The organism is Halomonas sp. DP5N14-9, from assembly GCF_019802175.1.
GTDB classification, from domain to species: Bacteria; Pseudomonadota; Gammaproteobacteria; order Pseudomonadales; family Halomonadaceae; genus Halomonas; species Halomonas litopenaei.
Window position 1 is genome coordinate 93,473 of record NZ_JAHVHR010000018.1, and the last position, 12,082, is coordinate 105,554.

Here is a 12,082-nt window from a genome sequence, read left to right on the forward strand (position 1 = left end):
GCACTCGTGCCTCTCGTTATTGTTGTTGCGGTCTGGTGTGGCTGTCTCGTGGCGCAGAACCCGGGATCGATCCTGCCGACCCCGGGAAACCGTCGCCTCAGCCGTCGATCGGGCTGAGCACATAGCTTGCAGTGCTCGACAGGGTCGCCTTCCAGCCGGGCGGCAGCACGATATTGGTGGTGGCCTCCTGGATGACCGCTGGTCCGACCACTTCGTGCTGGGGGTCCAGTGCCTCGCCGTCGTAGACCGGCGTGGGCACGGGTTCGCCTTCACCGTCGAACAGCATATCACGGCGACCCAGCAGCGCTGCCTCAAGCTCCCCCCCTCGGGCCTCCAGGGTCGGCATGGTCGGCGGCTCCACCTCACCGATCACCGAGCACTCCAGGTTGACCAGCTCCACCTCGCTGTCGGGCTCGCAGTAGGAATAGAGCGCCTCATGGCGAGCGTGGAAGGCGTCGCGCAGCTCGCGCCAGCCGGCCTCATCGAATTCTCCGCGCTCGCTCTCGACCGTACACTCGTGGATCTGGCCGCGATAGCGGATCTCGAAGCGATAGCGGCAGGCAATGCCATTATCCTCGAAGCCATCACGCCTGAGCTCGGCGACGCCTTCATCACGCAACTCGGCAAGGCGCCGGTTGACCCGCGCGCGGTGCTCCGGGTCATCATCCAGCGGCAGCACCAGCGAGGTCAGCCGCTCATGCTGGACATTGGAAATGATCTGGCCGAAGGCGCAGAGCCCTGAGGCCACCTTGGGCACCAGCACCTGGCGCACGCCGATCTCCTCGGCCAGGCGCACCAGATGCATGCCGGCCGCGCCACCGGCGCCGATCAGGGTGAAGTCACGGGGATCGTAACCCTGCTCCACCGATACCCGGCGAATGCCATTGACCATATTCAGGTTGACCAGGGTGCAGATGCCGAAGGCCGCACGCTCGACGCTGATGCCCAGTGGCTCGGCGATCCTTTCGCGAATCGCCACCACCGCCGCTTCACGGTCGAGGCGCACGGTACCGCCGAGCACCGCTTCGGGATCGAGGTACCCAAGCACCAGGTTGGCGTCGGTGACGGTGGGTTCGCGTCCTCCCTTGCCGTAGCACACCGGCCCCGGCGAGGCGCCGGCGCTGCGCGGCCCCACCTGCAGCATGCCCTGTTCGTTGAGGTGGGCGATGGAGCCACCGCCGGCCCCCAGGGTCTCGACCTGGATCATCGGCACCCCGATGCGCTGGCGCAGGAAGTCCACATCCTTGCTGTAGTTGGTCTGGCCACCCCGGGTCAGGGTGATGTCGAAGGAGGTGCCGCCCATGTCCACGGTGATGACGTTGTCGACACCCAGCGGCCCGGCCATGTAAAGCCCGGCCTGGGGCGCCGAGGCCGGACCCGAGTTGATCGCCGCCACGGCCTTCTCGCGCATCACCTTGCCCAGCGCCAGTCCGCCGTTGGACTGGAAATACTGTACCGGCTGGCGAGCCCCCAGTTCCTCGAACAGGGCGTCGATGCGCGAGACATAGCGCTGCATCACCGGGCTCAGATAGGCGTTGACCACGGTGGTCGAGGTGCGGGTGTATTCGCGCACCTGGGGATAGACCTCACTGCCGCAGCAGACGAAGGTGTCGGGCATCAGCTCTCGCACGATGGCCAGGGCGCGCTGCTCGTGGTCGGTGTTGGCCACCGACCACAGAAACGAGATCGCCACCGCGTCCACCCCTTCACGCTTGAACAGCGCCACGGCGTCACGAATCGCCTCCTCGTCCAGCGGCTGACGCTCGCTGCCGTCGGCCAGCATGCGACCGCCGATCGGCCGGCGAAGATAGCGCGGCACCAGCATATGCGCCGGGGGATACTCAGGATCATAGCGATAGCCGTCTTCCTTGTGACCGAGGCGGATCTCCAGGCTGTCTTCATGGCCCTCGGTGCACAGCAGGCCAACCTTGGCGCCCTGACGCTCGATCAGGGCGTTGAGCGCCACCGTGGTGCCGTTGATGCAGAGATCGGCATTGGCCACCACCTCACTGGCGGGACGCCCCAGCGCATCGGCGATCTGGGCAAGGCCTGCGCGGATCGCCTGGGTGCCATCCTCAGGGGTGGAGGGGCTCTTGAACAGGCTGACGCCCTTGCCCCGCTCTGCCAGGATGAAGTCGGTAAAGGTGCCGCCGGCGTCGATGCCGAGTCGATAGATTGCGGTCATGGGAATCTCCTAGCGTGTCTGGCGCAGTTGACGGGAGGCGGACTCATCCAGGCGCAGCTGGTCATCGACCACTACCCCGTAGTCCTGACGGGCGCCCTCACGGGACACCAGACCATCGCGGACGTCGCCGGCAACCTCCTGCGGCGGTCGTGTCCAGGGATCACCGAAGCCACCGCCACCAGGATTGACGTTGATGACCCGCTCGCCGGGTTCGATGGTCAACAGCGCATTGCGGTCATAGACCGTCTCGCTGCCGTCTCCGTGCCGATGCACCAGCCGCCCGAGCTTGGGCTCGACCAGGGCATTGCGCGCACCGCCTGCGCCAGCAGTGGCGTACTGTCGTCCCTCGCCGAAGGCCACCGCCGTCATGGCGTGGTCCAGCGGCTCGATTTCCAGCCAGGTCCCGGAACCGCCGCGCCGCTCTCCCGCGCCGCAACTGTCGGTCACCAGACCATAGCGATGAATCAGGATCGGATAGGAGGTCTCGAGCAGCTCGATGTCACCGGACATCAGCGCACCGAAGCAACACAGCGGACCCCGTGAGTGCCAGCCGTCCATGGTCCGGGTGGCACCGGCGCCGGAGATGATCGACGCCAGCACCATGGTCACGTACTGCTCGTTGCCATGACGTGGGTCGAAACCGGCGATATTGATGCCGCTGGCGTGTCCCCAGGACGCGCTGACCCGCTCGGGCGCCGCCTGCTCGAAGGCCAGGCGTACCGCATCGGTCAAGGTCTCCATGGGCGTGGTGGTGCAGTTGGCGTGGGGTGCCGGCTCGCTGGCGTTGCACAGGGTGCCGGGCGGGCCCATATCGACGCTCAGGCAACGATAGAGCCCCTCGTTGTAGGGTGGCGGCAGCTGGGCAAACATCATCAGCCCCAGCAGCACGCCGGACATCGAGTTGCCCTCGTAGGAATTGATGAAGTAAGGCACCTGAGGGGGGCTGTCGATACGAATGGCCACTTCGTCGCCCTCAATTTTCACGTGGGCGGTGATCTCGAGATCGCCAAGCCCATGGCCGGAATCCTCCAGCACGGCGGTGCCGCTGTACTCGCCGTCGGCCACCTCGGCGATCAAACTGCGCATCTGGCGGTCCGCCATCGCCTTGAGTTCGGCGATCGCCGCCTTGACGGTGTCCACACCGTAGCGCTCGAGCAGACGCAGCAGGTGACGCTCGCCGACGCCGCAGGCACCGTATTGGGCATTGAGATCCCCTTCCTGATGCTCGCGGGCACGCATGTTGGTCAACAGCAGGTTGATCACGTCTTCGCGACGGCGCCCCTTCTCCCACAGCTTGACCGGGGGAATCCTCAGGCCCTCGGCATAGATTTCCTTGGCGTCGGGGTTGTAGCCCGCAGGGACCGGGCCGCCGATATCCGTCAGGTGGCCCTTGCACACCGTCCAGAACACCAGCTCGCCCTCGAAGAACACCGGCTTGTACATGCAGCAGTCGATGATATGACTGCCCTTGTAGGCCGGGTCGTTGTGGTAGACGACGTCCCCGGGCGCGATGTCCTCGCCGTAGAAGCCGGCCACCGCCTTCATCGCGGGTATCAATGAACCCAGATGTATCGGGATGTCCTGGCCCTGCAGGATCATTTCGGGCACGGCATCGAACAGGGCGTTGGAATAGTCATGGGCCAGATTGAAGACGCTGGATCGTCCGGTCTTTTCCAGCGTCAGGGTCATCTCGCGCTGCGCCGTCTCCAGCGCTCCCCGGACGACCGCCAGGGTAATGGGATCCACAGTTGTCATGGTCACTCCGCGCTCTTGTGGTTGTTGGAGTCGAAGCGGTGCGCCGCTCCTCACCGTCATCTTCTCGCCGACAGCCATGCAGGGATTGGCGTTGAAGGAGGCAGGAGTTGACGCTGAGTGCACTGGAGGGTGGGCTGGCGGCAAATGCACAGGGTCCGCGCCTGCGGAAAGGAACTCCGGGCGCGGACCCTCGTCGCCTGGCCACCGGGGGCCCTTGTGCAGGTCAATCCCGGGACGGCAACAATCCGGCGACGTTGATGGAACCGCCTGGCAGCAGGCGTGCCAGGGTGAAGGCCAGCAGGAAGGTGGCCGGTGCCGAGAAGCTGGCGAGGGTCGGCTGGTGCATCAGCACCACCCCGACCAGGCAGGCGCCAGCCCAGGCGCCGAGCCCCGCCAACCGGTAGACCGGCTCGTCTTCCTCGACACTGGCAGGTGCAGTTTCACGAGCGGCGCGGGACAGGATATGACTCAGCGCGACCCCGACCCAGGCGACCACGAAGATGCCTTGATAGGCCAAGGCCGTGAGCAGATACCCGAACACATCGGCTGACATCAGCGCCCAGGCCAGGGCCGCCACCAGTGCCATGGCCAGTCCATAGCACGCCTTTCCAGGGCGCCACTGTCCCAGCAGGCTGGCGAGATTGGAGGTAGCGAGGAAGTAGTTGGCGGTATTGATGCGGCTCTGGGTCACCCACACAAGCACAAGACCCGCCAGCCCCATCAGCTCCAGCAGGCCCATGACGATGGCCGCCTCGGAGAGCCCTGCGGTGGGCAGGGTGGCGTCCAGCAGGATGCCCACCACGGCGCTGAAGCCGAAGGCCAGCGCGTAGAACGGCAGGCCGAAGGTGATGCGAGCGTGGAAGCGACGATCGCGGTCCTTGCCGAAACGGGCGTAGTCGAAGGTGAACATCATCAGCACCCAGATACCCATGTAGTAGGTGAAGGTGTGCCACCAGCCGAAGGCCGGGGCGCCACCTTCAGGCACCCGGGTCAGCCAGCCCTCGGGATAGCCGTATCCATCGATGGCCAGCCACACTGCCGCCAGCATGCCCAGCAGATAGACCGGCAACAGCCAGGCGTTGAAACGGTCCAGGAAGCGCTGGACGCCGGCGCCGATAAGGGCGATGCCGACGATCACCACGACCAGGGTGGTCAGCGCCATCGGCCAGCCACTCTGGTGGCTCAGCGCCAGGGCCATCACGTAGCCTTCGAAGACGGCGTAGTACAGCGCCGTGGCAAAGAAGATCAGGGTCGCCACCAGGGCTCCCAGGCGACCGAAAAGCGCACGGGAAAACTCGGCAACGGTGAGACCGGTGCGCTGGGCGAAACGGCTCAGTACCGCGTTGATGGCGCTGTAGACCAGGATGCTCATGACGATCCCGATCAGCGCATTGGCGGTGCCATAGCTTCTGGCCATGGCCGCCGCCACGACCAGATAGAAGATGGCGCTGAGCACGGCCCACCAGGCCATCATCAGGCTTGAGCGGGACATGCGGTCAGCGTCTTCCTGCGCCTCGCTCGGGCGGTGTTCAGTGATGGGGGGACTAGCCATGGTGATTTCCTCTTGTTGTTGTCGGCATCCGGATCTGAACGCGGCGAGCTAGTGCACGTCAGACGCCTGTCGGGCGTCGGCGGGCAACTTGCCCGGCGCGGATCACGGCACTGCCAGCCTGAAAGGTCACAAGAGAAAAGGCTTGGCGCTCAGCGCCCCGGCGCTTGCGTCACAGGGCACTGACGGAAAACTGGCGGTTGATACAAGGAGGAAAGACGGCGCCTCAGCCCTCGGCCTGGCGACCCTCGGGGTGGCCGAAGCGCTCCAGATGGCGCTGCTCGCGAAAGGCCTCGAGCAGGTGGTGGTAGCGACTGGGGACCCGCGCCCCGCGTCGACTGACGAGGTAGAGCGTCTCGTCCATGGGGTGGGTCAGGGTCATCTCGCGCACCTGACGTTGCCAGGGCGAGGTCTCGAGCACCAGGCGCGAGACCACGCTGAAGCCGAGGCCACGGGCCACGGCGTCGAGCACCATGCCCACCTCGTTGGTGAAGCCCTGTCGCGGGAAGTGGCTCATGGAGCTGAAGTCGTCGGGAAAATTGGCTCGCAGCAGGCTACCGGCCTTGTCCAGACCATCGGTATAGCTGATGAAGCCGAGCCCCAGCAGGTCATTGAGGCTGGTGCCGGTAAAGTCCGCCGGCACTACCAGGCTCAAGGGTTCGTCGTGCCACGCCTCGCACTCGAGATCCGGGTGACGGGTGACCTCGGTGACGATGCCGAGATCGTGCCGACCGGCCAGCACATCGGCCAGGATCTCCTGATGAAAGGCGAAGCAATAGGATACGGTCAGTCCTGGATGCCGCTGCTGCTGGCCCAGGATAAACGGATAGAGCATCAGCCCGATGCTGCCGGGTGACGCCAGCCGACACTCGCCGCTGTCGAGACTCTCGTCGTCCAGAGAGTGACGAAACTGTTCATGCTCGGAAAACAGCTTTACCGCGTAGTCGTAAGCTCGGCGGCCGGCCTCGGTCAGCCGGAAGCGGCGCCCCTGGCGCTCCAGCAGGGTCTTGTCCAGATAACGCTCGAGCTTGCGCACGTGCTGGCTCACCCCCGGCTGGGTCATCTCGAGACGCTGGGCGGTACGGGTGAAGCTGCCGGTCTCTACCAGGGTGATGAAGGTGCGGAAGTACAGGGCATTGAACATGGAGTGACGCCAGGGTGATCCGTCCGGTTTGCAGGCCAGCGACAAGCCAGGTCATGGCTGCTGCAAACCAAGGCCAATTGAGGAAATGCCCACGCAGTGCAAGAGGCCCTTTCCTTGGGTCGGCATAGTCTACCACTTCAGCACGAAGCCCGCAGCGGTGCGCCCTGACGCCCGGCCGTGGTAGCATCGAGCCATGATCGAGCGTTCATTTCACACCACCTCCGACCAAGGGTTCACCACCATGCATGACCCCATCGCCGCCCGTGCCGACGCCATCCATGATGCCCTGATCGACATGGAGCGTGACGCCAGCGCCGAGGAGCTGTTTCCGCTGGGCTATCTGATTCCCCAGATCCCCCTGGTGGTGGACCAGCTGGACTACGACCCGAGCGAAGTCACCAGTGACGATTTCGACGCCGTCTTCCATGAATGGCTGGACGGCGCCTTTGCCCAGGACGGCATGAGCGACGCGGATCAGAGCGCCGTGCGCGCCCTCTTCAATCAGGCGTGTGCCAAGGCCCCTGCGCCCTGACACCCGCCCAGACAAGGAAGCCTTTTATGCCCGAGACCATTTCCACCACGATCTCCCCCGAGGGCAGCCTCGAGATTCTGTCCCAGCACGAGGTCAATCGTCTGCGCGACAGCTCCCAGACCGGCCTGCACGAGATGCTGCGCCGCTGTACGCTGGCGGTGCTCAATTCCGGCAACCCCATGGATGACGGCCTGGCCCTGCTCGAGACCTACCCCAACTTCGATATCGAGCTTTTGCAGCAGGACCGCGGGGTACGTCTGAAGCTGACCGATGCCCCCGCCGAGGCCTTCGTCGACGGCCGCATGATTCGCGGCATCCGCGAGCATATCTCCAGCGTGTTGCGCGACATCGTCTACGTCTACAACGAGATCCAGAACCAGTCGCGCTTCGACCTGGCCACCGGCGAGGGCACCACCAACGCGGTGTTCCACATCCTGCGCAAGGCCGGTACGCTCAAGCCTAGCCGGGATCCGAGTCTGGTGGTGTGCTGGGGTGGCCACTCGATCTCCCGCGAGGAGTACGAGTACACCAAGGACGTGGGCTACCACCTGGGGCTTCGCGATCTCGACATCTGCACCGGCTGCGGCCCTGGCGCCATGAAGGGACCGATGAAGGGCGCCAACGTCGCCCACGCCAAGCAGCGCCGCTACCCCGGCCGTTACCTGGGGGTGTCGGAGCCCGGCATCATCGCCGCCGAGGCGCCGAATCCCATCGTCAACGAACTGGTGGTAATGCCGGATATCGAGAAGCGCCTGGAAGCCTTCGTGCGCCTGGGCCACGGTATCATCGTCTTCCCCGGCGGGGTCGGCACCGCCGAGGAAATCCTCTACCTGCTCGGCATCCTGCTGCACCCGGACAACGCCGACATGGAGTTCCCGGTGGTGTTCACCGGCCCCGCCAGCGCCGCCGAGTACTTCCAGCGAATCGACGAATTTCTGGTCTACACCCTCGGCGAATCGGTGCGCGAGCTCTATCAGATCATCATCGATGACCCGACCGAGGTGGCCCGCACCATGCGCGCCAACATCGACAAGGTCACCGAGTATCGGCGCGCCCGCCAGGATGCCTTCTACTACAACTGGCGCCTGACCATCGCGCGTAACTTCCAAGAGCCCTTCGTGCCGACCCACGAAGCCATGGCGTCGCTGGCGCTGAGCCGTGAACTGCCCAAGCACGAACTGGCCGCCAATCTGCGCCGCGCCTTTTCCGGCATCGTCGCCGGCAACGTCAAGGAACAGGGCATTCGCGCCATCGAGGCCCACGGCCCCTTCCGCCTGCACGCCGAGGCCGACCTGATGGAGAAGCTCGACGCCCTGCTGACGTCCTTCGTCGCCCAGGGTCGCATGAAACTCGCGGGTGACTATGTCCCCTGCTATACCCTGGGCGGCGCTGTCGCCTGATCGCCCTCATCCGTATCCGCAGCACCATAAACACATCGCCCCGAGCCGCAAGGCTCGGGGCGATGTGCATTGAGACCTTCAATCAATCCCGCTTCGAGAACACCAGCACTACGGCGTGCAGCAACAGTCCTGCGGTCGCCCCCTGGGAAAGCACCGCCAGACCAAGCGCCATGCCATCGACCAGGGTGCTGTAGATCGCCATTACCACCAGGCCCACGACCATGCAGCCCAACAGGGTGAACAGCATGCGTAGAAAGCGTGAGCGTCCCGCGCCATCGAGCAACCGCCACTGAAACAGGCTGGCCAGGGCCAGTACGCCGAGCACGATATAGCCCAGCGTCTCGCGGGTATCGAGACCGGCCATCTGGTAGCGCGGCAGGGTCAGCGCAAGCACCAGCATCAGGCCGACCATCAGGCTCAGGCGAGCAGGGCTCGCGATCGCCCTGGCCATCAGGCCACCTTCAGGTTCTGACGGGCAATCCAGCCCTCGACCCAGGGCAGCGCCTCGTCATCGGCCATGAAGGTCTCCATGGCGTCGATCTCGAGCCGGTCGTCGAGGCGTGTTGCGCCCTGCTCCTCGAGCAGCTGGTCCAGTCGGCGCCCGGCGCCGCAGAAGGTTTCTCCGTAGGAGCTGTCGCCCAGGGCGATCAGGCCATAGCGAAGTTGCCCAAGGCCGGGACTCTTGTCCTCCAACTCGCGCACGAAGCTGACGAAATTTCCCGGGAAGTCACCGCTGCCGGTGGTAGACACGCAGAACAGCGCCAGATCGGGTGCGTCGTCGGTGACGTCGGCCAGGGTCGGGTTTTCGAGCACCGAAACCTCGTAGCCCGCGTCCTCGAATAACGGCTTGACCTGTTCGGCTACGTCGAGAGCACCACCGTACATGGTGCCAACCAGTATCTTGAGAGTAGGCATGTGATGGAATTACCTGAGAATTTTGGTCGGATTCTAGCACGTAGGCTGGCACCTGCGCATCCCTCGGGCGCTGCAAGCCGTGTCTGGACCGGATACCATGGCAGGCCAGTTCACACTCCCCCGCCCACCGCCACCACACAAGCGAGAGCCCCATGCGCGAGACCTTCGAGGCCTGGATCACCCCCATCATGATCGGCGGCCTGATCCTGTTCATGTGCTTTATCATCTGGGACCTGGCGAAGCAGTCCAAGGCTGGCCGCTTCGGCACCCTGATGCTGTTCATCGTGCTTGGCGCCGGCATGCTGGGCTACGTGGCAAAGGTCGTCATTACCTGGTATCTGGAAGGCAAGGGGGTCTAGCACCGCTCCTGGCGACACTTGCTCTCGTCGACTCTTCCACCAGAGCCTCAGCCTCCAGGTCGACATCGCCATTGTCCATGGCGTCGTTGTCTTACCGATTCTGCCGTTTTGTTCGTACCGCCGATATCAGGTATCGAACCATTGTTGTATACAGTTTGTCGTCCTACATTGGATACACTAGCGCTGCATAGTGTATTCAGCGACTACCGACGCCCTGACAACAACCACAATGGCCAGGATCATGCAGACACCCCCCACGACGCTGTTCGACTTCCACGGCCGGCCCGGCATAGCCCGGGCGCTGCCCATTTCGCTTCAACACGTGCTGGCGATGATCGCCGGTGTCATCACGCCGCCGCTTATCGTCGCCGGCGTGGTCGGCGCCACCCCGGCGGAAAAACTCCAGCTGATTCAGGTAGCGGTGCTTGCCTCCGGCGTCTGCACCCTCTTCCACCTCTACGGCGTCTGGAAGTTCGGCGCCCGCCTGCCGGCCATCTTCGGTGTCGGCTTCGCCTATGTGCCAACGCTGATCGCCGTCGGCGCCCAGTACGGCATCGAGGGCATCCTGGGCGCCCAATTGATCGGTGGCATCACCATGATGGTGGTGGGCTACTTCATCCAGTTCATCCGCCACCTCTTTCCCCCGGTGGTGGCGGGCACCGTGGTGCTGGTGATCGGACTGTCGCTGTACGACATCGCCATCCGTTACATGGCTGGCAGTGGCAACGTCAACGCCGAAGGCTTCGGTGATCTCGTCAACTGGGGCCTGGGCGTTCTGACGCTGGTCACCGTCCTGGTGGCGTCCCAGTTCGGGCGCGGCGTGGTCAAGCTGTCGGCCATCATCATCGGCATGCTGGTGGGCTATCTGGTCGCCATCCCCCTGGGCATGATCGACTTTTCCCCGGTGAACAACGCCCCATGGCTGGCGGTGCCGGAGTTGATGCCGTTCGAGATGGAGTTTCACTCCGCGGCCATCATTTCCATGGTGGTGATCTGCGTGATCAATTCGGTCCAGACGATTGGCGATCTCTCCGCGACCAGCGTGGCGGGGATGAACCGGGAACTGGCGACAAAGGAACTCACCGGCGGCCTGCTCGGCAATGGCCTGACGACCACCCTGAGCACCTTCTTCGGCGCCCTGCCGACCTCCACCTACAGCCAGAACGTCGGCATCGTGGCGATCACCAAGGTCATCAGTAGAAGCGTCTTCATGCTGGCGGGTGTCATCGTGCTGCTGGCCGGACTCAGCCCCAAGTTCGGCGCGCTGATGACGACCATCCCCTATCCGGTCATCGGTGGCGCCACCATCACCGTGTTCGGAATGATCACGGTGACCGGCATCCAGCTGTTGATCAAGGACGAGATGACCGCCCGCAACATGACCATCGTCGGGCTGTCGCTGGCCCTCAGCCTGGGCATCACCTCGGTGCCGGCCGCGATCGAACAATTCCCGGAAACGGTCAAGGACGTGGTCACGGGCGCACCCATCGTGATCGCCGCGATCAGCGCCTTCCTGTTGAACCTGCTGTTGCCGCGCAAGACACTGGCCCAGGAGGCTCAGGAAAGGGAGGAAGAAGCCCGACAGACGAATCTCGATCGCCAGAGCACCGAGGAAGGCTGAGGCCCGGTGCGCCGGTGACCTTGATATCAGCAACGGCTGCAAAGGCTCTGTTGCAAGGCTCCACTCCAGTCCCGTCACAGAAAAAGCGCCGCCCTCTTGGGGCGGCGCTTTTTACGATGACACTTTCCGTCACGAGCTTCGGTTACGACACTTCTTCAGGGTGACGCCTTTACGGGCCGGAACCTTTCAAGACAGACGATGCAAGACGACACCGTCGTGGAGTAACGCTTGGCGATCGGGCGAGGCCAGCAAAGCCAAGGCTTCACACCTCTAGGCTTCCTCGGGATGCCCCACCTGGCTTTTCAATTTCTGCCCGGGCCGGAAGGTCACCACACGCCGAGCCGAGATCGGAATCTCTTCTCCCGTCTTGGGGTTTCGCCCAGGCCTTTCACGCTTGTCGCGCAGGTCGAAATTGCCGAACCCCGACAGCTTGACCTGCTCGTTTTCCCGCAGACAGGCGCGAATTTCCTCGAAGAAGGCTTCCACCATGGTCTTCGCCTCCCGCTTGGACAGGCCGAGCTCGGTATGCAGATGCTCGGCCAGTTCTGCCTTGGTCAACGCTCCCATGTTCTTATCCTCATGGTGATGGTCACGCCAACCGTCCGCGCCCGTCAGGGGAAAG

At 64.2% G+C, this 12,082-nt stretch carries 11 protein-coding genes; 4 read left to right on the forward strand and 7 right to left on the reverse strand.

Annotated elements, in window-relative coordinates; translation table 11 throughout:
* Positions 1 to 97: 97 nt before the first annotated feature.
* From KUW00_RS10735 to KUW00_RS10750, 4 genes are all read right to left on the reverse strand, one after another.
* The gene (locus KUW00_RS10735) at positions 98 to 2,185 is read right to left on the reverse strand and encodes a hydantoinase/oxoprolinase family protein (protein WP_222569047.1); all 2,088 of its coding nucleotides are present in this window, start codon (positions 2,183 to 2,185) and stop codon (positions 98 to 100) included.
* A gap of 9 nt (positions 2,186 to 2,194) precedes the next feature.
* A complete protein-coding gene (locus KUW00_RS10740) occupies positions 2,195 to 3,940 on the reverse strand; it encodes a hydantoinase B/oxoprolinase family protein (protein ID WP_222569048.1) in 1,746 nt (581 codons plus the stop codon).
* Between the two features lie 223 nt (positions 3,941 to 4,163).
* Positions 4,164 to 5,492, reverse strand: a complete 1,329-nt coding sequence (locus tag KUW00_RS10745) for a purine-cytosine permease family protein (protein WP_222569049.1) — start codon at positions 5,490 to 5,492, stop codon at positions 4,164 to 4,166.
* 223 nt (positions 5,493 to 5,715) lie between these two features.
* On the reverse strand, positions 5,716 to 6,633 hold the full coding sequence (locus tag KUW00_RS10750; RefSeq protein WP_045991484.1) for a LysR family transcriptional regulator: 918 nt from the start codon (positions 6,631 to 6,633) through the stop codon (positions 5,716 to 5,718).
* Between the two features lie 193 nt (positions 6,634 to 6,826).
* On the opposite strand from KUW00_RS10750, the gene KUW00_RS10755 reads away from it, so the two are divergent.
* Together KUW00_RS10755 and ppnN are read left to right on the forward strand one after the other, a co-directional pair.
* A complete protein-coding gene (locus KUW00_RS10755) occupies positions 6,827 to 7,165 on the forward strand; it encodes a hypothetical protein (RefSeq protein ID WP_222569050.1) in 339 nt (112 codons plus the stop codon).
* Between the two features lie 26 nt (positions 7,166 to 7,191).
* Complete coding sequence (gene ppnN, locus KUW00_RS10760) at positions 7,192 to 8,565, forward strand: nucleotide 5'-monophosphate nucleosidase PpnN (protein ID WP_108133572.1); 1,374 nt, start codon at positions 7,192 to 7,194, stop codon at positions 8,563 to 8,565.
* 82 nt (positions 8,566 to 8,647) lie between these two features.
* On the opposite strand, the gene KUW00_RS10765 is transcribed toward ppnN, so the two are convergent.
* Together KUW00_RS10765 and KUW00_RS10770 are read right to left on the reverse strand one after the other, a co-directional pair.
* Positions 8,648 to 9,016, reverse strand: coding sequence for a hypothetical protein (locus KUW00_RS10765; protein ID WP_045991487.1), 369 nt, complete (start codon positions 9,014 to 9,016; stop codon positions 8,648 to 8,650).
* Positions 9,016 to 9,480: a flavodoxin domain-containing protein gene (locus KUW00_RS10770; RefSeq protein ID WP_222569051.1), complete on the reverse strand. Its 465-nt coding sequence runs from the start codon at positions 9,478 to 9,480 to the stop codon at positions 9,016 to 9,018. Before KUW00_RS10770 ends, KUW00_RS10765 begins: the two co-directional genes overlap by 1 nt.
* A gap of 152 nt (positions 9,481 to 9,632) precedes the next feature.
* On the opposite strand from KUW00_RS10770, the gene KUW00_RS10775 reads away from it, so the two are divergent.
* Both KUW00_RS10775 and KUW00_RS10780 read left to right on the forward strand, forming a co-directional pair.
* Positions 9,633 to 9,839, forward strand: coding sequence for a DUF2788 domain-containing protein (locus tag KUW00_RS10775; protein WP_045991489.1), 207 nt, complete (start codon positions 9,633 to 9,635; stop codon positions 9,837 to 9,839).
* A gap of 241 nt (positions 9,840 to 10,080) precedes the next feature.
* A complete protein-coding gene (locus KUW00_RS10780) occupies positions 10,081 to 11,460 on the forward strand; it encodes a uracil-xanthine permease family protein (protein WP_222569052.1) in 1,380 nt (459 codons plus the stop codon).
* A 270-nt stretch (positions 11,461 to 11,730) separates the two neighbouring features.
* Here the strand turns inward: KUW00_RS10780 and ihfA are convergent, their stop codons facing one another.
* Entirely contained in the window at positions 11,731 to 12,027 is a 297-nt protein-coding gene (ihfA, locus tag KUW00_RS10785) for an integration host factor subunit alpha (RefSeq protein WP_045991491.1), read from the reverse strand.
* Positions 12,028 to 12,082: the final 55 nt, after the last annotated feature.

Bases quoted from the DNA above. Each gene is read 5' to 3' on its own strand.
- KUW00_RS10735 (WP_222569047.1), bottom strand. From the start codon at position 2,185: ATGACCGCAATCTATCGACTCGGCATCGACGCCGGCGGCACCTTTACC.
- KUW00_RS10740 (WP_222569048.1), bottom strand. From the start codon at position 3,940: ATGACAACTGTGGATCCCATTACCCTGGCGGTCGTCCGGGGAGCGCTG.
- KUW00_RS10745 (WP_222569049.1), bottom strand. From the start codon at position 5,492: ATGGCTAGTCCCCCCATCACTGAACACCGCCCGAGCGAGGCGCAGGAA.
- KUW00_RS10750 (WP_045991484.1), bottom strand. From the start codon at position 6,633: ATGTTCAATGCCCTGTACTTCCGCACCTTCATCACCCTGGTAGAGACC.
- KUW00_RS10755 (WP_222569050.1), top strand. From the start codon at position 6,827: ATGATCGAGCGTTCATTTCACACCACCTCCGACCAAGGGTTCACCACC.
- ppnN (WP_108133572.1), top strand. From the start codon at position 7,192: ATGCCCGAGACCATTTCCACCACGATCTCCCCCGAGGGCAGCCTCGAG.
- KUW00_RS10765 (WP_045991487.1), bottom strand. From the start codon at position 9,016: ATGGCCAGGGCGATCGCGAGCCCTGCTCGCCTGAGCCTGATGGTCGGC.
- KUW00_RS10770 (WP_222569051.1), bottom strand. From the start codon at position 9,480: ATGCCTACTCTCAAGATACTGGTTGGCACCATGTACGGTGGTGCTCTC.
- KUW00_RS10775 (WP_045991489.1), top strand. From the start codon at position 9,633: ATGCGCGAGACCTTCGAGGCCTGGATCACCCCCATCATGATCGGCGGC.
- KUW00_RS10780 (WP_222569052.1), top strand. From the start codon at position 10,081: ATGCAGACACCCCCCACGACGCTGTTCGACTTCCACGGCCGGCCCGGC.
- ihfA (WP_045991491.1), bottom strand. From the start codon at position 12,027: ATGGGAGCGTTGACCAAGGCAGAACTGGCCGAGCATCTGCATACCGAG.